The sequence below is a fragment of the Shewanella alkalitolerans genome (genome assembly GCF_019457575.1).
GTDB classification, from domain to species: Bacteria; Pseudomonadota; Gammaproteobacteria; order Enterobacterales; family Shewanellaceae; genus Shewanella; species Shewanella loihica.
Genome location: NZ_CP080422.1, coordinates 1165071 through 1183736 on the forward strand (window position 1 = coordinate 1165071; position 18666 = coordinate 1183736).

19 protein-coding genes are annotated in these 18666 nt (G+C 53.0%); 16 read left to right on the forward strand and 3 right to left on the reverse strand.

The features are described from left to right. Positions 1–466: 466 nt before the first annotated feature. The 3 genes from mnmL to oxyR all read left to right on the forward strand — a co-directional run bounded on the left by mnmL (position 467) and on the right by oxyR (position 3092). On the forward strand, positions 467–1402 hold the full coding sequence (mnmL, locus tag K0J45_RS05160) for a tRNA modification radical SAM protein MnmL/YtqA (RefSeq protein ID WP_220044533.1): 936 nt from the start codon (positions 467–469) through the stop codon (positions 1400–1402). Between the two features lie 173 nt (positions 1403–1575). After that, positions 1576–1941 carry an Hpt domain-containing protein gene (locus K0J45_RS05165; protein ID WP_011864838.1) on the forward strand — a complete coding sequence of 122 codons (366 nt, stop codon included), beginning with the start codon at positions 1576–1578 and terminating at the stop codon, positions 1939–1941. A 233-nt stretch (positions 1942–2174) separates the two neighbouring features. Beyond that, positions 2175–3092 carry a hydrogen peroxide-inducible genes transcriptional activator OxyR gene (gene oxyR / locus K0J45_RS05170; RefSeq protein WP_220044535.1) on the forward strand — a complete coding sequence of 306 codons (918 nt, stop codon included), beginning with the start codon at positions 2175–2177 and terminating at the stop codon, positions 3090–3092. A gap of 2 nt (positions 3093–3094) precedes the next feature. On the opposite strand, the gene K0J45_RS05175 is transcribed toward oxyR, so the two are convergent. Next, positions 3095–4174, reverse strand: a complete 1080-nt coding sequence (locus K0J45_RS05175) for an adenylate/guanylate cyclase domain-containing protein (protein WP_220044536.1) — start codon at positions 4172–4174, stop codon at positions 3095–3097. A 339-nt stretch (positions 4175–4513) separates the two neighbouring features. Next, on the reverse strand, positions 4514–5185 hold the full coding sequence (gene mutH, locus K0J45_RS05180; protein ID WP_220044537.1) for a DNA mismatch repair endonuclease MutH: 672 nt from the start codon (positions 5183–5185) through the stop codon (positions 4514–4516). Between the two features lie 694 nt (positions 5186–5879). Here mutH and rppH point away from each other — a divergent pair. The 9 genes from rppH (at position 5880) to K0J45_RS05225 (ending at position 14079) form a co-directional block, all read left to right on the forward strand. Beyond that, a complete protein-coding gene (gene rppH / locus K0J45_RS05185) occupies positions 5880–6404 on the forward strand; it encodes an RNA pyrophosphohydrolase (protein ID WP_220044538.1) in 525 nt (174 codons plus the stop codon). A gap of 34 nt (positions 6405–6438) precedes the next feature. Beyond that, positions 6439–8670, forward strand: a complete 2232-nt coding sequence (gene ptsP / locus K0J45_RS05190; RefSeq protein WP_220044539.1) for a phosphoenolpyruvate--protein phosphotransferase — start codon at positions 6439–6441, stop codon at positions 8668–8670. Positions 8671–8774: 104 nt separating this feature from the next. Beyond that, on the forward strand, positions 8775–9569 hold the full coding sequence (locus tag K0J45_RS05195) for a sulfite exporter TauE/SafE family protein (RefSeq protein ID WP_220044540.1): 795 nt from the start codon (positions 8775–8777) through the stop codon (positions 9567–9569). Positions 9570–9684: 115 nt separating this feature from the next. Then, the gene (locus tag K0J45_RS05200) at positions 9685–10536 is read left to right on the forward strand and encodes a thymidylate synthase (RefSeq protein WP_220044541.1); all 852 of its coding nucleotides are present in this window, start codon (positions 9685–9687) and stop codon (positions 10534–10536) included. 306 nt (positions 10537–10842) lie between these two features. Beyond that, positions 10843–12018, forward strand: a complete 1176-nt coding sequence (gene nhaA / locus K0J45_RS05205) for a Na+/H+ antiporter NhaA (protein WP_220044542.1) — start codon at positions 10843–10845, stop codon at positions 12016–12018. Beyond that, a complete protein-coding gene (locus K0J45_RS05210) occupies positions 12015–12398 on the forward strand; it encodes a hypothetical protein (protein WP_220044543.1) in 384 nt (127 codons plus the stop codon). Before nhaA ends, K0J45_RS05210 begins: the two co-directional genes overlap by 4 nt. 20 nt (positions 12399–12418) lie before the next feature. Beyond that, entirely contained in the window at positions 12419–13327 is a 909-nt protein-coding gene (gene nhaR, locus K0J45_RS05215) for a transcriptional activator NhaR (RefSeq protein ID WP_220044544.1), read from the forward strand. 76 nt (positions 13328–13403) lie between these two features. After that, positions 13404–13643: an FAD assembly factor SdhE gene (locus K0J45_RS05220; protein ID WP_220045222.1), complete on the forward strand. Its 240-nt coding sequence runs from the start codon at positions 13404–13406 to the stop codon at positions 13641–13643. Beyond that, positions 13624–14079 carry a protein YgfX gene (locus tag K0J45_RS05225; protein WP_220044545.1) on the forward strand — a complete coding sequence of 152 codons (456 nt, stop codon included), beginning with the start codon at positions 13624–13626 and terminating at the stop codon, positions 14077–14079. The genes K0J45_RS05220 and K0J45_RS05225 overlap by 20 nt, the downstream gene beginning before the upstream one ends. Before the next feature lie 11 nt (positions 14080–14090). Here the strand turns inward: K0J45_RS05225 and nadB are convergent, their stop codons facing one another. Continuing rightward, on the reverse strand, positions 14091–15704 hold the full coding sequence (gene nadB, locus K0J45_RS05230; RefSeq protein ID WP_011864851.1) for an L-aspartate oxidase: 1614 nt from the start codon (positions 15702–15704) through the stop codon (positions 14091–14093). A gap of 199 nt (positions 15705–15903) precedes the next feature. Here nadB and rpoE point away from each other — a divergent pair, with 199 nt between their 5' ends. The 4 genes from rpoE to K0J45_RS05250 all read left to right on the forward strand — a co-directional run bounded on the left by rpoE (position 15904) and on the right by K0J45_RS05250 (position 18606). Further along, a complete protein-coding gene (rpoE, locus tag K0J45_RS05235; RefSeq protein ID WP_011864852.1) occupies positions 15904–16482 on the forward strand; it encodes an RNA polymerase sigma factor RpoE in 579 nt (192 codons plus the stop codon). Between the two features lie 39 nt (positions 16483–16521). After that, a complete protein-coding gene (locus K0J45_RS05240) occupies positions 16522–17124 on the forward strand; it encodes a sigma-E factor negative regulatory protein (RefSeq protein ID WP_220044546.1) in 603 nt (200 codons plus the stop codon). Between the two features lie 65 nt (positions 17125–17189). Further along, positions 17190–18122, forward strand: coding sequence for a MucB/RseB C-terminal domain-containing protein (locus tag K0J45_RS05245; RefSeq protein WP_011864854.1), 933 nt, complete (start codon positions 17190–17192; stop codon positions 18120–18122). A 7-nt stretch (positions 18123–18129) separates the two neighbouring features. Next, positions 18130–18606, forward strand: a complete 477-nt coding sequence (locus K0J45_RS05250) for a SoxR reducing system RseC family protein (RefSeq protein ID WP_220044547.1) — start codon at positions 18130–18132, stop codon at positions 18604–18606. The last annotated feature ends 60 nt before the right edge of the window (positions 18607–18666 follow it).

Sequence of the window (18666 nt, forward strand, 5' to 3'; positions counted from 1 at the left end):
CCAATACTACGTCGGGGAAATTCAAGCGATTGATGTGCACCCGAACCATCCAAATTAACTTTTGCCTAGTAAAAGGTCAATTCAAATTTGTGCATAAAGTATGACTAGGGTAGGGCGTTTAATACGGTTTACATTTTAACCTTACGTTAACGTCAACTGTAAAAGTTGCTGTATAACATTATGAATAAAAAGAATTTTGGATGTGGCTTCGAATCTTTTTTACTAAAATGTAACAAAAAGGATTATTGTCTTTTAATCTAAAAAAGTGATTTTTATTGCATATACAGTGAATTATTTAACAAATCTTAGACCAATGTATTAGCCGATACTGTGCTGCGCCCCTAAGTTTGCACCGGCTTTGTGAGCTGGCGCACCGGGAAAGGCGCCAAAAATTGATGTAGCACCAAGAATGGCGCCAGCAAGCCAGTTACAATCGCCGCCCTTTTATCGATCGAGAGAATACCCCGTGGGACTGGATAGCCATGTCAACACCTTTGGCCTGCATTGCAAGCGTCAGTATGGTCAGCGCCTCAAGAAGCTGACCCTGGATGCCAAGTTTACCTGCCCCAATCGTGACGGCAGCCTGGGACGGGGTGGCTGTACCTTCTGTAATGTGGCCTCCTTCAGCCATGAGCATGGCTCGGTAGACAGCATCGCCGTGCAGCTGGCCAATGGTCGCGAGCGCGCTCAGGGCAAATCCAGCAAGTTCATCGCCTACTTTCAGGCCTACACCAGCACCTATGACGAGTATCAGTTGCTCAAGCAGCGCTATGATGAGGCGGTGGCCGACAGCGATATCGTCGGCCTGTGTGTCGGCACCCGCCCCGATTGTGTCAGCGACGAGGTGATCGCCCTGCTAGCCGGTTATCAGGCCCGTGGCCTGGAGGTGTGGCTGGAGCTCGGCCTGCAAAGCGCCCATCTTGAGACGCTAAAGCGGATCAATCGCGGACATGGTTTCGAGGAGTATCGTGATACTGTCACCCGGGCGAGAAAGGCGGGATTAAAGGTGTGTACCCATCTGATATTGGGGCTGCCGGGTGAGAGCCATGAGGACTTTTTAGCCAGTCACAGGGCGGTGCTCGACGCCGGGGTCGATGGGCTCAAAATTCATCCACTGCATATCGTCGAGGGCAGCACCATGGCCAAGGCCTGGCGGGCCGGGCGCATGAGTTTATTGACCCAGGAAGCCTACGCAGAGAGCGTCGGCGAGCTGATTCGTCTCACGCCTAAAGAGGTGATTTTTCATCGTGTTACCGCTTACGCCAAGAAACCTATGCTGCTGGCACCCGACTGGTGTGCCTATCGCTGGGAGGGGTTAGTGGCCATCGTCAAGAACCTGGAACGCCTTGGCGGCCAGGGACATTATTTGACCGATTCGGCAGGTGATCAATTGTCGGTTTAGGCGCAAAAAACGTGAATAATTGAGCAATTAATTTAACGCATGGTTAATGAAAGGTTAAATAAGGAGGTATTTAACTTGCATATGCTTCAATTAGTTGCGCCCGTCATTCTAGGCGCTATTATGGGGTGAATTTTATTCTTGTCCCGTCAGCTTTTTTCGAGAGGTGCCTTAAGATGGCAACAGCCGAGTTAGAATCAATATTGGATCTCAACACACTTGAGCAGTACTGCAGCGCTATCGGTGCGGGTACTCTGCTAAAGAGTGTCGTCTTGTTTGAACAGTTGATGCCGGAGTATGTTGGCAACCTGGTCAACGCTAAGGAAGCACAAGACAAAGATACCTTATGTTCTGAGGCGCACAAGTTCAAAGGCGCTGCGGGTTCTGTGGGACTGAAACGTATCCAGCAGTATGCTCAGCTGCTGCAACACGGTGAGGCGGCCGAGTGGCCAGCCGAGCACGGCACCTGGCTGCAGGTGATCGTGGACAACGCCAGCCAGGATCTGGCCGAGCTGAAGGCTTACCTGGAATCTAAGGCCTAATAGGTCAAAGCCAGTAAGGCCAAGCCTGTACGCTAAAGCCTGTACATAAAAGCCAGCAAAGATTGATAGCGCCCTCGATGAGAGATCATCGGGGGCGTTTTTGTTTGTGCACTATTTGGCCGCTTTTGGGCAGCGCTTCACACTTCTGGCAAAAGAGAGGGTTAATCCCGGAGCAGCTTGTGCTAGAGTTAGATTGAGTAATTGAATGTAAATGGAAGTTGGTAATCGATTTTATGAAACATCTGCCGAGCCTGAAAAACCTTTACTATCTGGTCAATCTCTATCAGGAACAGAACTTTAATCGCGCGGCCAAGCTGTGCCACGTGAGCCAGTCGACCCTGTCGAGTGGGATTCAAAACCTGGAGGAGCAGCTGGGTCATCAACTGATCGAGCGCGATCACAAGTCCTTTATCTTCACCGCCATCGGCGAGGAAGTGGTGCAGCGCTCCCGCAAGCTGCTGACCGACGTCGACGATCTGGTGGAGCTGGTGAAGCACCAGGGCCAGCCGATGACAGGGGATATTCGCCTGGGCTGCATTCCCACCATCGCGCCGTTTCTGCTTAGCCGGGTGGTGAAACATTGCCAACAGGAATATCCCGAGCTGACGCTGTTCTTGAAGGAAGACACCACGGAGCGACTATTGGATGCTCTGGGTAAGGGCGAATTGGATCTGCTCCTGCTGGCCCTGCCGGCCGACACCAGTGGCTACCACAGCATGAAGGTGGGGATAGATCCCTTTAAACTGGTGATGCACAAGGAGCTTAGCAGTGAGGTGCCCCAGCCGATAGATTACAAGGCGCTACCCGATGAGAGCATCTTCCTATTGCAGTCAGAGCACTGTATTACCGGCCATGCCATCAGCGCCTGCAGCCTGGCCGATAGCGACAAGATCAACCCCTTCGCGGCGACGAGTCTGCACACACTGGTGCAGATGGTGAACAGCAAGCTGGGGACCACCTTCCTGCCACAGATGGCGATAGATGCGGGGATATTGAACGATACGGATCTCACCGCCCTGACGCCGCCGGGCGAGGCGCCTTACCGGGATATCGGCTTGGTCTGGCGTCAGACCTCCAGCCGTATCATGACCTTCAGAACCTTAGGTAAGGCGATTCAAAGCTTGTTGGAACAGGCGGAGGCGGAAAGTTAGCCCTAACTGTTGCTACCCTTGGGGGAAACGCCATACACCTCGATAGAGTGTTGTTTCCCCTTGAGTTTGATTGGACCAAGGTTGGTAAAGTCGTAGTGACTGTCGCCAGTGTCGATAAGCGACTGCAGTGAGCCTGAGATCAACATGCGTTGCCCCAGTGGGTTACACTGATCTTGAAGCCTCGCCAGGGTATTGAGCACGTCGCTGAAGAAGCTGATCTCCTGCTTCTGCACCCCAACCACAGCCGCCACCACCTGACCACAGTGGGCCGCCGCCTTGAACTTAGGCACGAAACCATACTGCTCTTCGAAGTACTTGCGCTGCCAGTTAAGTTGCTGGCTGAACTCATAATAAATATTGAAGCTGCGATCTTCTATGATGCCGTTTTCCAGCGGCCAGTGGATCAGCACGGCATCGCCCATGTAGCGATAGATCTCGGCGTCGTTGTTGACCACAGTGTCCGATAACAGGCTAAAGCAGTCCTGGATCAGGCGGCTGAAGCGATAGTCACCCAGAGATTCCGCGTGGGTGGTCGAGGCCACCATGTCCAGATAGAGAAACAGGCGCTGCTCGTACCTTGGCCTGTGGTATTTACCCAGGCCGATATTAAACAGAATACGTGGGCCGACCAAAAGCGCCATCTGCTCGATGAAGGCCAGGCCGACACGCACCACCACTAGGTAGATGATCAGGGCCTGGAACGAGGGGCTGTAGAGAATATGTGCGGTCAACATCTGCCTGAGGGTCGACATATGGTTCTCGATGGCCCACATGTTGAGGAACTGGGTCATATAGGCGAGGGTGGTCGCCCCAAGCAAGAGGAAGAGTCCCTTGAAGATCACCGAAAACAGATAGGGCAGGCGATTGATGGCGCTAAAGTCGGCGATCAGGTTCGACATCCAGTGCAGACTACCAAAGATGATCCCCATATAGATCGCCAGGGTCGCGAGATCGGCTGTGCCTACCGCCCATTGGGGCAGCTCTGGTGTTTGCGCATAGCGGAAAAACACAAAGGCCGCCATGGCAATAGCCCAAGCGAAAATGGCAAATATGAGCTTCTTTGCTTGAATGCGTGCTCTCACAGTGACAGAAAATTCCTAAATGCTGCACAAATCTCAGGATGCGCTAGTGTATAGAAAACACCCCTACAATTTCCAGTGATATTTGTGATCTAAGTCAAATGAAGTCTAGATGTGCCAAAAAAGCGACAAATTTATGTTGAACAAGTGTTAAGTGACCGTGGTGATTGTTTTTTTCTTGGGGGATGCTGACAGAAAGAGGCGCACTTTGTCGATTATCTAAAAGTCTAAAGTGTGAGAAATGACCCTTCTCTGTCACCCCTTTTAACTAGAAGGAAAATTGCGGTTCGAATCACCTTTAAATAGCGATTCGAATCGCCACGATTGGCCAGCTCAAATCGCCTAGAGATAGCGGCTCAAGATCTGCTGGGTGAAGGGGATCTTTAGATAGAAGCCCCGCGGGTTGGTGAGTTTAACCTGACCATCTTGCGCTATGCTCTGGGTCAGTGCGCGGCTGTTGGCGCCTTTGGGCCTGAGCTGCAATACCTCGCCGTGACGGGCAGTGATCTGCTCGACCTTGCCTAAGGCGATAAGCTCCATGATCTCTTCCCAGTCCTGACGTATCTGCGCCATCTCTTCTTCGCTCGGGGTCCAGAGGATGGGGCTGCCGATGCGCCGCTCACCAATCGGCTTGTGGCGAATGCCCTCCACCGGGATCCACAGCACCCGCTGTAACTTATGATATACCAGACTCTCCTGCCATCTGAGGCCATTGATATTCATCAGCGGCGCGACAGTGACATAGGTGGTCTCTAGCGGCTTACCCGATTCATCCACAGGAATGGTTTTGAGCTCGACGCCGAGGTGGAGAAAGTCCTGCTCCGGCTTAGAGCCGGCGGTGGCCCCCAGTTCGAGCTCGATAAGCTGGCCTATCCAGCCTTTGTCCCGTTTCAGGTTGCTCGGCACGGCGACATGGTGAAGCTCGGCCAGCTGGCCCAGTGTGAGTCCGGCCATCTCCTGGGCACGCTGCATCAGCTCGTCGAGGGATTCGGGGGGAAGAATTTTACTTTTCATGGGGAGGGATTTTACCCGAGTTATGCACTTAATCAATCGAGGTTAAAAATTGTTCGATCTTTTTAGGACAGGGAGATCCTTGAGCCTTTTTAAATTAAGTGACTGAAAAACATCGTTTTAGCCATATTGTTCATTTAGGAACATCGCGAGTTATTTAAGTTACTCTGTGATTTCCCCACCCTTTCCAACACACTTATCCACAGATTTATTGGATAACTGAATAAGTCTGTCACAGGGCAGAATAAAAAAACCCTTGTCAAGGGGATTTTGATGACATTTTTCCGCTGTCAGAGTCGATAAATCTATTTATCTGTGAATAACCTTTGGGGACTTTATGTGGTTTTTTACTTGACACAGGCTTTGGGTGTTTTTTGTGCGATCTCTAAGTGTGAACAAATGATCTCACAGTGTGAACAATTAATTATTATTTAATTACAATTGCTTATTTATTAAATCTCGGCTGACATCTGCTTGGGTTTTGATCCGAGATTTGGCTGAATTGACAATTTTAACTGAGTTTCAAACAGAGATATCCACAGATTTTGTGGATATCCTCCGGTTTGCTCGCCAGGCTCTGTTGATAAAAGTAAAAATTTTAGTTTTTTATCCAAACAATATCTGTTAATGGGGAATTGCCGCCGACGCCGCTTTGTGAAACAATCGATTCATTAGATTATTTCATTTTGGAGTCCATGTGATTGATAGTGACGGCTTTCGTGCAAATGTAGGCATCATTATCTGTAATCGCTTTGGGCAGGTGATGTGGGCCAGAAGATTTGGTCAACATTCCTGGCAATTTCCGCAAGGTGGCGTGGATGAAGGCGAAAGCGCCGAGCAAGCCATGTATCGGGAGTTGTATGAAGAAGTTGGGTTAAGGCCTGAACATGTGCAAGTGTTAACCTCAACTCGTTCCTGGTTGCGTTATAGATTACCTAAACGGTTAATTAGGCAAGATAGTAAACCCTTATGTATCGGACAGAAACAGAAGTGGTTTCTATTACAATTGAAGAGTCAGGAGTCTGCCATCGATCTGGCGGCCAGCGGCCACCCGGAGTTTGATGACTGGCGTTGGGTCAGTTACTGGTATCCGGTCAGACAGGTGGTATCCTTTAAACGAGACGTGTACCGCAAGGTAATGAAAGAGTTTGCGCCGACGGCCTTACCGTTTCAGGCTCAGGAAAATACTCAAAGCGGCAGAAGAAGAGGTCGCCGCAGGTAGCTAAGATGGCAAGCAATAGAGGGAGAGGTAGGCTGTGTTAAAGACGCTCAGAGACATCACTCAGGCAGTAGCCGCAGCCGATGATCTTCAATCAGCCCTCTCTTTGCTAGTCCGCCAGACCAAGTCGGCGATGGAGACCCAGTGCTGCTCCATCTATATCCTGGAAGAGCAGGAGCTGGTGCTGTCGGCCACCGATGGCCTAGACCCCAGAGCCGTGGGCAAGGTCAAGATGCCCATGAGCCAGGGCTTGGTCGGCCTGGTAGCCGAACGTGAAGAGCCGGTCAACTTGGCCGATGCCCAGCAACACCCCAGATTTAAACTATTCACCGAAGTCGACGAGGAAGATTTTCGTGCCTTTCTTGCCGTCCCCATTATCTATCAGAAATTAATCCTAGGCGTGCTGGTGGTGCAGCAGGCCGATGCGCGCCAATTTAGCGAGGCCGAAGAGGCCTTCCTGATGACGCTCGCCGCCCAGTTGGCGGTGGCGGTGCGCGAGCAGCGTAAGAAAGCCGAGGTGAAATCGGCGCCGGACAAGTGTGTCTATACCGGCACCTCGGCGGCTAGCGGCGTGGTGATCGCCCACGCCATGGTGCTGGGGGGCGAGATCCCCCTCGAGCAGCAGGGGCGTCGCACTAAGCAGGTCGACGAAGAACTGCTAGCCCTGAGTCAGGCGCTGGATGCCTGTCGCAACACCCTCAGCGCCCTGTCCCAGCGCTTCGATGGCGAGAATGAGAAAGAGGTGCAGTCTATCTTCTCCGCCCTGCAACTGTTGCTAGATAATACCAGCCTGGGCGGTGAATATGGGCGGGAGATCCAGGCGGGCTGGACGGCTATCTCGGCGGTGAGCCGGGTGTCGCTGCGCTACATAGATCATTTCCAGCAGATGCAAGACCCCTACATGCAGGAGCGGGCGACGGATATCCGCGATCTGGGCCAGAGGGTGCTGCGTGAGCTGATCGAGCCGCAGAAGATGCAGCTTGAACTGGATGTGCCCGTGATTTTGGTGACCAAGGAAGCCACGGCGACCATGCTCGCCGAGTTCCCCCAGCACAAGCTGGTGGGCATTGTCACAGAGCTTGGCGGGGTGAACTCCCACGCGGCTATCTTAGCGCGCGCCTTCGGTGTCCCGGCGGTGATAGGTGTCGAGGGGATCCTCAATGCCGGTATCGATGGCAAGCAGCTGATCCTGAACGCTAATCGCGGACAGGTGTTGATCTCGCCCACACCGACGCTGATCGGAGAGTATCGCAGCCTGATCTCCGCGGAGAAGGCGTTGCAGAAACGCTATGCCGAGGAGCTGTCTAAGCCTGCCATGACCTTAGATGAGCGCCGAATTCATCTCTATCTCAACGCCGGGCTGTTAAGCAGTCTGGCCTCGGAGATCGCCGAGGGCGCCGACGGTGTCGGCCTGTATCGCACCGAGATCCCCTTTATGCTGCAGACCCGCTTCCCTAGCGAGGCCGAACAGGTCGAGGTCTATCGTCAGGTGTTGGATGCGGCGCTTGGGCGTCCCGTGGTGATGCGCACCCTGGATGTGGGCGGTGACAAGCCATTGTCTTATTTGCCTATTATCGAGGAAAATCCATTTCTTGGCTGGCGCGGGATCCGTCTGACGCTGGATCATCCCGAGCTGTTTCTGGTGCAGCTAAGAGCCATGCTCAATGCTTCGGGCGGCGGTGAACAGCTGCATATTCTGTTGCCCATGGTCTGCTGTTTGGATGAGATAGATCAGGCCATCGCCTACCTGGAGCAGGCTTATCTCGAGGTGAAGCAAGATGTTCATCCAGACCTGCAGCGGCCTAAGATAGGCATAATGCTGGAGGTGCCTGCGTTGCTGTTTCAGCTCGAAGAGGTGGCCAAACGGGTCGACTTTATTTCTGTCGGCTCGAACGACCTGACCCAATATCTGCTGGCGGTCGATAGAAACAATCCAAGAGTCAGTACCCTGTATGACTCCTATCATCCTGGGATCTTACGGGCGCTGACCCAGGCGAGGCTGGCGTGCCGGGAGTATCGCCTGCCGATCAGCGTCTGTGGCGAGCTGGCCGGCGAACCCATGGGCGTACTGTTGTTGGTTGCCATGGGCTATACCCAGCTGAGTATGAACCAGGGCAGTCTTGCCAAGATAAACTATCTGATCCGCCGGGTGTCCTATCAGGACTTGAGCGAGCTGCTTGCCCAGGCACTGTCACTCACCAACGGCTTCGAGGTACGGGAGCTACTCACGCTCTATCTGAAAGAGAAAAGTCTGGATGAATTCCTATAAGTGAGTTTCTGTAATTGAGTCGCGACTGTGAGTGGTCGGCAATTTCAATCTGTCGGTAATTCCTTTAAGCTAATGCCTCCTTTCGCCACTGCCGTCGAGGTTACATGTTCACCATAGTTGTCAGTTGTATTGCCCTGGGGGCCTTCATCGGTTTTATGGCGGGCCTGTTAGGCATCGGTGGTGGCGTGATAGCCGTACCTGTATTGCTGTTTCTTCTGCCCATGGCGGGCGTAGTGCCAGAGCATTTGACCCATGTGGCCATTGCCACCTCGTTGGCGGCGATCATCCTAACCGGCGCCTCATCGGCCCGGGCCCATCATGCCCGCGGTAATATTCCCTGGCATCTACTCACCATCATGCTGCCGGGATTGATAGTCGGCGCCCTGTCGGCAGGCTTTATCTCCTCGTTGTTTTCCGCTCAGCTACTCAAGCAGGTCTTTGCCGGCTTCTTGGTGTTGATGGCGCTGCAGATGGTGTTTCCCTTTAAGGCGGCCGATGGCGAGCGTAGCTTGCCCGCGAGTCCCTATCTGTTTGTTACCGCAATGTTTGTCGCCATCATAGCCGCACTAATGGGCATAGGCGGCGGCATCTTGTTTATCCCATTCTTGACCTGGTGCGGCGTGCAGATGCGCCACGCCATAGGTTTCTCCTCGGTGACAGGGCTGATGATCGCCCTGTTTGGTAGTCTCAGCTATGTGTTTGCTGGCTGGGCGACTCAAGGGCTGCCCGAATACACCCTGGGCTATATCTATCTGCCCGCCTTGTTCGGCATCGTCTGCACCTCTATGCTGACGGCGCCACTGGGGGCGAAGGCGGCCAGTGTCTGGCCGACGGCAAGATTGAAGAAAATATTCGCCGTCATGTTATTCTTTACCGGGATCAAGTTAGCCCTCAGCTAGACATGGCCGTAAAAAAGCGGTTGATAGAACAAAGGCTCGGCTAAAGCTAGATTAAGACTCGATTAGGGAAGGGTGCTAAAGTCCCCATCCAAGCAACAATGATAAGTAGGATAAGATGAAACAGTATTTGGCATTATGTGAACGAATCATCAATGAGGGCGTCTGGGTTGAAAATGAGCGCACGGGAAAGCGCTGTTTAACCGTGATCAATGCCGATCTGGAATACGATGTGGCCGCCAACGAGTTTCCCCTGATCACCACCCGTAAGAGTTTCTGGAAAGGGGCGATTGCCGAGCTGCTGGGTTACCTCAGGGGCTATGACAATGCCGCCGACTTCAGAAAATTGGGTGCCAAGACCTGGGATGCCAACGCCAATGAAAACAGCGCCTGGCTGAATAACCCTCACCGTAAGGGTCATGACGATATGGGCCGGGTGTACGGGGTGCAGGGCAGAGCCTGGGCTAAGCCAGATGGCGGCGCAGTGGATCAGCTGAGAAAGATAGTCGATAACCTGTCTAAAGGGGTCGATGATCGCGGCGAGATCTTAAGCTTCTACAATCCAGGTGAATTTCATATGGGCTGTCTGCGTCCCTGCATGCACACCCATAACTTCTCTTTGCTGGGTGATACCTTATATCTCAACAGTTTCCAGCGCTCCTGCGACGTTCCCCTAGGGCTTAACTTCAATCAGGTGCAGGTGTTTGCCCTGCTGGCGATAGTGGCGCAGATCACAGGTCATAAGCCGGGTAAGGCCTACCATAAGATAGTCAATGCGCACATCTATGAAGACCAGTTACCCCTGATGCAGGAGGTGCAGCTCAAGCGCGAGCCATTCCCATCGCCTAAGCTAAGCATCAATCCGGATATCAAGTCGCTGGAAGATCTTGAGACCTGGGTCACCATGGACGATTTCGAGGTGACTGGCTATCAGCACCACGAGGCGATTCAGTATCCCTTCTCTGTCTAAGGCTCATGCTTAAGACTGAGGAATTTCTGAGGTAAGGCGCGGTAGACTCTTTGTGAGTCGCCGCGCTTTATTAATTTATTCTGCATAAAAAATCCCCCTTTAAACCAGAAACTCCCTGTGATCCCCGTCACAGATGGCTTTAATCGCCACTCCCGCTAAGTAAAACTGCATGCTATTGATTAGTCCGTGGTGACTGACTACACTTAACACCTCGGAATTACCGATGTTTAATGCCGATGCAAACGATTATTCAGCTAGGTTGCATTCCGCTAGACTCAATACATTAAGTGTTTTTGGAGTTTATTTATGGAAAAGGCGATTAGAAATTTTCTCAGCCAGGAATCGGCCGGTGGCATCTTATTGATGGCGGCCGTTATCTTGGCGATGATCATGGCGAACTCCCCGCTATCAGGTCTGTATCAAGGCTTCCTGCACACAGAGATGCAGGTGCGCGTGGGCAGTCTGGATATTGATAAGACGCTGATCCACTGGATTAACGACGGCCTGATGGCGTTGTTTTTTATGTTGATCGGCCTAGAAGTTAAGCGTGAGCTGCTGGAAGGCGCTCTGTCGAGCCGTGAGCAGGCATCCTTGCCAACCTTTGCCGCCATAGGTGGCATGATCTTCCCCGCGGCGATCTATCTGATCTTTAACTATGCCGACTCTATTACTCAGGTGGGCTGGGCTATTCCTGCCGCTACCGATATCGCCTTCGCGCTGGGTATCATGGCGCTGCTGGGTAGCCGAGTGCCGGTGGCGCTTAAGGTGTTCCTGCTGGCGCTGGCCATCATAGATGACCTTGGTGTAGTGGTGATCATCGCGATGTTCTATAGCACAGATCTCTCGGCGATCAGCTTAGTCGTTGCCGCGCTGGCGATAGTGATCTTGGTGGGGTTAAATCGTAAGGGGGTGACCGCGCTGGCTCCTTATGGGGTGGTGGGCCTGATCCTCTGGATAGCCGTGCTCAAATCTGGGGTACACGCTACCCTGGCCGGTGTGATCATCGCATTCTGTATTCCGCTGCGGGCCAAAGATGGTAGTTCACCGTCAGAGCATCTGGAACATAGCCTGCACCCATGGAGCACCTTTGTCATATTGCCTATCTTTGCCTTCGCCAATGCCGGGGTCGACCTGTCGGGCATGAGCCTTGGGGATCTGCTCTCTCCTGTGCCTGTGGGTATCGCACTTGGCCTACTGCTGGGTAAACCGCTTGGAGTACTGCTGTTTAGCTTCGTGGCGGTCAAGCTTAAGCTGGCTGCATTGCCTGATGGTATGGGCTGGCGTCATATCGCCCCGGTAGCCGTGATGTGTGGTATCGGCTTTACCATGTCGATGTTCATCTCATCCCTGGCCTTTATCGGTGATGGCGAGGTCTACGGCGATCTGGCGAGGCTCGGCATTCTGACCGGGTCGATCATGTCGGCGGTGATAGGATATTTTTGGTTATCTAAGGTGCTTCCAGAGAAAGGAGAAAAATCATGAAAAAACTCGTCGTGACACTCATGCTCTCACTCGGCTTGACCGGGGGCGCCTATGCCAGCCAGCTAGAGGCGTGCGATAAAGATGTTAACAGCGTCGCCTGTCAGCATTACTTGGAGGGGGTTGTCGACGGTGCCCTCATGTTTAAGCCCAAGTCTATGGGTAAGCGGGTCGAGACCAATGGGTATGAGTCCCGCGCGCTCAAGTACCGTAGTGGCAAGCGCTTCGAAGAGGCCAACCGCACCTATTGTGAGGGGCGCCTGCCCGATCGCGACAGCCTGGTGCAGGGACTCTCCGAGGCCGTCGAGGCCGGTAAGCTAGATTCGATAGAGACGCTAAGCGAAGTCATGTACAGCATGATGGATTGCCAACGCCTTAAATAGCAGGAGAGACGCGAGCCTTGATGTCGCATCTGAACTACAACCATCTCTATTATTTCTGGATGGTGCATAAGAAGGGCTCGGTGGCCAAGGCCGCCGAAACCTTATGTTTGACCCCGCAGACGGTGACCGGGCAGATCCGCGTACTGGAGCAGCGCCTCAACGGCACCCTGTTTAAGCGGGTGGGGCGTAATCTTGAGCCCACCGAGCTGGGCGAACTGGTGTTTCGCTACACCGATAAGATGTTCAGCCTCAGCTATGAGATGTTAGATATCCTGAATTATCAAAAGGATAACAATATTTTGTTCGAGGTGGGTATCGCCGATGCACTCTCTAAGGCGCTAGCCAGTCGAGTGCTGCTCTCGGTTGTGCCCAGCGATGGCTCCATGCATCTTGCCTGTTATGAGGCGACCCATGAGAGCCTGATGGAGCGCTTAAGGGCCCACAAGCTGGATATGATCCTATCCGACTGCGCCGGTGAGTCGCTCAAGTATCCGGAGATCCTATCGAAGAAGCTTGGCGAGTGCGGCGTAGCGTTTTTCTCTTCGACCACCTACGACAAACCCTTTCCCGCCTGTTTGGAGGAGGGCAAGTTGTTGATCCCGGGGAAACGTACCTCGCTCGGTCAGCAGTTACATCACTGGTTCGATGAGAATGGCCTGGATGTCACCATACTAGGTGAGTTCGATGATGCGGCCATGATGAAGGCGTTTGGCTTCTTCAAACAGGGGATCTTCGTGGCGCCCTCCATCTATAAGCAAGATATTCTCGCCCACGACATGCAGATTCTAGGTGAGACTGACGATATCAAGGAGGTCTACCATGTGATGTTTGCCGAGCGGATGATCCAACATCCGGCGGTAAAATCCCTGCTGGAAACCGACTTTAGCGATCTCTTCGCCGGCAAGGATCTCGAGGTGGAGCGGCTATAAAACGGTGTGAAGCCGGCGGCCTAACTGGTACACTATCGCCAATCGAAAATAAGGGAGTAGTTGTGTGTCAGAGCCAATGAACATAGCCAGAGTAAGATGGGCGTGCCGACGGGGCATGTTAGAGCTTGATGTATTGTTTCAACCCTTTGTTGAGACCCAATATGAACAGCTGTCTATAGATGATAAGGCGGTTTTCGTTCGTCTGTTAGAGTGTGAAGATCCTGAGTTGTTTGCCTGGTTTATGGGCCATGAGGCCTGTCCAGACCCGCTGCTTGCCGAGATGGTGGTCAAAGTTCGTGGCCGGGCGGCGCCATAACTTTCACCTGACAGCCTCCTTCGACCAGCGACTCTCGCTGGTCTGTTTCGCGGCCCTGTGCCTGAGTGCTTTTCTGGTCTGGCCGCCAATTGCCTCTCTCTGGTTTCTCACCCTCAAGTATGGCCTGTTAACGGCTACAATCACTTTCTTCCTCTATCAGTTTATTGCGCTAAGACGTTGGTCTCTTGCCTTCTGGCTGGATGAGTCGGGCAGAATTGGTCTACTCCGCGACGAGTTAGATTCGCATACGCAAGTGCAGCAGGTTGACGAAGCAAGCGAGCAACATCTTAGTTATCGCAGGATTTGGGTGAGCCCCTTGGTGGTGCTGTTCTGGTTATACGAGGGAGAGCAGAAACGCCTGGTTATCTTATGGCGGGATATGTTTGACGACACAGGTTATCGGCACCTGTGCCGTCTGCTACTAAGGTTTGGCTAACGACCTTACTGCTATTGCTCTGGATGCAATATGGTTGGTAGCGGATTATTACTCTTGTTGGGATGGTCGATATTGTAATGCAGGCCGCGGCTTTCCTTACGCTCCATAGCGCAGCGGATGATCAGCTCAGCGACCTGGACCAGGTTACGCAGCTCCAGTAAGTTGTTACTCACGCGGAAGTTGCTGTAGTACTCCTGGATCTCCTGCTGCAGCATGGCGCAGCGGCGCAGGGCGCGCTCGAGGCGCTTGTCTGAACGCACAATCCCTACGTAGTCCCACATGAACAGACGTAGCTCGTGCCAGTTGTGGGCGATCACTACCTCTTCATCCGAGTTCGATACCTTACTCTCATCCCAGGCGGGCAGAGTACCCGGCATCGGGATCTTGGCCAGCTGGCTCTCGATATCTTCGGCCGCCGCGCGGGCAAACACCAAGCACTCCAGCAGCGAGTTGCTGGCCAGACGGTTGGCGCCATGCAGGCCGGTGTAGGCCACTTCGCCGATGGCGTAGAGCCCATTGAGATCTGTCTGACCATGCAGGTCAGTCATCACGCCGCCGCAGGTATAGTGGGCTGCGGGTACCACAGGGATAGCATCTTTGGTGATATCTATTCCCAGTTCCAGACAGCGTCTATAGATAGTGGGGAAATGCTTGATGACAAAGTCGGCCGGCTTGTGGCTGATATCCAGGTAGACGCAGTCGACACCTAAGCGTTTCATCTCATAGTCGATGGCGCGGGCCACGATGTCGCGGGGCGCGAGTTCGCCGCGCTCGTCGAAGTCTGGCATGAAGCGGCTGCCATCGGGACGCTTAAGGTAGGCGCCTTCACCGCGTAGTGCCTCGGTCAACAAAAAGTTGCGGGCATCGGCGTGGTAGAGACAGGTGGGGTGGAACTGGTTGAACTCCATGTTGGCCACCCGGCAGCCCGAGCGCCAGGCCATGGCGATGCCATCGCCCGAGGCGATATCTGGGTTCGAGGTATATTGGTACACCTTAGAGCTGCCACCTGTGGCCAGTGCGACGAAGCGAGCCTTAACGGTTTCCACATGCTCTTCGTTACGGTTCCACACATAGGCGCCGAGGACGCGGTTGCCCGGGCGCTTGAGCTTACGTGTGGTGATAAGGTCGATGGCGTTGTAGCGCTCAAGTACCTTGATATTGGGGTGACTCAGGGCGCGCTCCTGTAGCGTCACCTGCACCTCTTTACCCGTAGCATCGGCCGCGTGCAGGATGCGTCTGTGGCTATGGCCACCTTCGCGGGTCAGATGATAGGGCGCCTTGCTCTCGTCGCCGTCGGCGGTTTCTTCTTTATCGAAGGCGACGCCGCAGTGAATCAACCACTCCATGGCGCTCTTGGCGTTTTCGGCGGTAAAGGTCACAACTTCTTCATCGCATAACCCGGCCCCGGCGATCAAGGTATCGGTGACGTGAGATTCGATGGTATCCTCTTCATCGAACACTGACGCGATACCGCCCTGGGCGTAGTAGGTTGAGCCTTCGCTGAGTGGGCCTTTGGAGAGTAAGATAACGTTTGATTTTTCAGCCAGATGTAGCGCTAAAGTCAGACCAGCAGCCCCGCTGCCGATAACCAAAACGTCAGATTGATGTTCAACTACTTGTTTCATCAGGTATCATGGTAAGTTATGCGAGTATTGTCTATGGTAAACCAAGACGCCATTTATGGATACTGATCTCGCCGTAGAAAATAAATGCGGATATCGCAATTTTTTTTAGAACTTTTTCGATGTGGGCTAGTCTACATATGTGAATATGATTCGAGCGACTGAGAAATCAGCATTTTAGATTTAGGAGTAGTCGGCTCGGATGAGTGGACAGATAAGTGATCAACAACTCGTTGAGCGAGTGCAACAAGGAGATAAAAACGCTTTTAACCTGCTGGTACATAAATACCAGAGCAAAGTGATTAATCTGATTGCCCGTTATGTGCGTAATCAGGCCGACGTGGCAGATGTGGCACAGGAAGCCTTTATCAAAGCTTATCGTGCGTTGCCTAACTTTAGGGGTGAGAGTGCGTTTTATACTTGGTTGTATCGCATCGCGGTTAATACCGCGAAAAATCATTTAGTGGCACAGGGCAGGCGAGCGCCTGCCAACGATGTCGATGCGGAAGAGGCCGAATATTACGACGGCAGTGATGCGCTAAAGGAGTTTGCCTCCCCTGAGCGTCTCATGTTGTCAGATGAGATTCAGAAAGTGGTCTTCGATACACTCGATACCTTGCCGGAAGAATTGAAGATGGCTATCTCTCTGCGTGAGCTCGATGGCATGAGTTATGAAGAGATTGCCAATGTGATGGAGTGTCCAGTAGGCACAGTACGTTCACGTATCTTTAGGGCACGTGAAGCCATCGATAAGAAGTTGCAGCCTTTGCTGGAACGATGAAGCATTTTATTCGATACACTAAATTTATATGGGTGATAAATGGATAAGTTAGGTCAGGAATGGGTTTCCGCTGCCGTTGATGGTGAAATCGACGAGCAGGAGTTGGCGCAACTCGCCGCCGATACGGATTCACATGAGAAGTGGCGTGATTATCACATGATAGGTGATGCTATGCGTGGTGAGTTGCCCGCTGCGATCAATCTCGATCTCAGTGCCAACATTGCCGCAGCGATAGAGCTTGAGCCTAGTATCCTTGTGCCTAAGCGTGTCGAAACGCCTGAGGTGGCGCCTCAACGTCAACTTGCGAGTGTGGTGCCGCTATTTAAGCAGTTTGGTCAATATGCCATCGCCGCCAGCGTCGCCTTGGTCGCCGTGATCGGCGTGCAGAATTATAATCAGGGTGGCGTCGAAGATGCGCCTATGCCAGTGCTCAATACCCGTCCGCTGATTGGCAGCGCGTCGCCTGTGAGCCTACAGACTAGCCCGGTACAACAGAATCAAAGTTATACCAATGAGCGTGTGATGGAGCAGCGTCATCGCATCAACACCTATATTCAAGATCATATGCTGCAGCAAAGATTGAATAACAGTGCCAATATAGACGACAATGGTGAGCTCACGCCTATCCCGGTGAATCACTAAAAGCTATTTATACTGGTCACACTGACTATACTCTTTGTGTCGATTGGTATTATTAAGGAGTTAGCTTGCGTCTTATTTGGTTGGCCCTGTTAGTCCTCGTCTTCCCTGCCAGCGCGCAGGAAGAGTTGTCCGCAAAGGCTTGGCTCGAAAACATGAGCCTCGCCTTGAAAGGGCAAGAATTCAAGATGTCCCTGATCCATCTGCAAGCGGATCACATTCGCCCCCTGGTTTATCTTCACGGCAAGGTCGACGACCATGAAGTTGCTTTTCTCGAGCACCTCAATGGTCCGCCAAAAAATGCCGTGCGCGTGGGCAATACAGTTACCTTCATCGAACACGACCAACCCGCCTATAGCGTGCGCGCCGAACGTATTCAAGGCGTGTTGCCGCCTGCGTTTGCCGGCGTTATCTCTGATCTAGAGTCGGGTTATCAGTTTGTCCTGGGTGGACGTTCGCGTCTGGCTGGGCGTCCCAGCCAGTTAGTGCGCATCATCCCCAACGATGATAATCGCTATAGCTATCAGGTATGGCTGGATATGGATACCTATCTGCCGCTACGTTACGACATGCTGAACCTTGAGAAGCAGCTGCTGGAGCAGGTGCTGGTGGTAGAGCTCATCGTTCTTGACGATGCGCCAGCGATTCTGCGTGAAGCCTATAAGCAGGATTGGCCCGAGATCATGCCACAGCCCCAGCGTGAGCAGGCCGACAACTGGCAGTTCAAATGGTTGCCTCAAGGTTTTAAGATCTTAGTCAAAGATAATCACAGACTCATTGGCAGCCACGAGGCGGTCGAGTATATCGCCCTGAGCGATGGTCTGGTGAACATCTCTGTGTATGTGGCCAGAGCCGGCGAGACGGCGCTGCCCGACGAGCTGATGACCCGTAACGGTCTCTCTTTGGCCGCCGAGCGTGTCGGCAATGCCGAGGTGGTTGCCGTGGGCAAGGTGCCGGCCGAGACACTCAGCCGCATCGCTAAAAGCATCACCATAGAGTGATCCCGCTATGATGGAAGAAACCGCCACAGTGATCAGGTGCCCGGGCGATGGCTGGGTCACGGTCGAAGTGAAAGTTAAAAACGCCTGTAATCATTGCGACAACAATGACACCTGCGGCACATCCGCCGTGTCTAAGGCCTTCTCGCCCAAGGTGCAGCGCTTCTCGCTGCAAAGCGACACCCTGTATGAACCCGGTGAGCTGTTAAAACTCGGCCTGCCCGAGAGCGTGATCTTAAAGGCGGCCGCCATCGTCTACCTCATGCCGCTGGCTGGCCTGTTTATTGGCGCCACCTTAGGACATTTCCTTGCTGGCCTGGCAGGAGTGTCGAGCAGCGATCTGCTGACTATCGCCCTTGGGCTGAGCGGCGCGGCAAGCGCCTGGTGGCTGGGTCGGCGCTGGGCAAAATCGCTGGAGATCAACAGTCAGCCGGTGATCCTCTCCCGCCTTGGCCAGGCCATAGACGGTATTTCCCCAGCCAACTAGTCTATTATTTTCATTGCCCGATGGATTCCAATTGGTATTAGTTTAGCGATCGGGTACAAT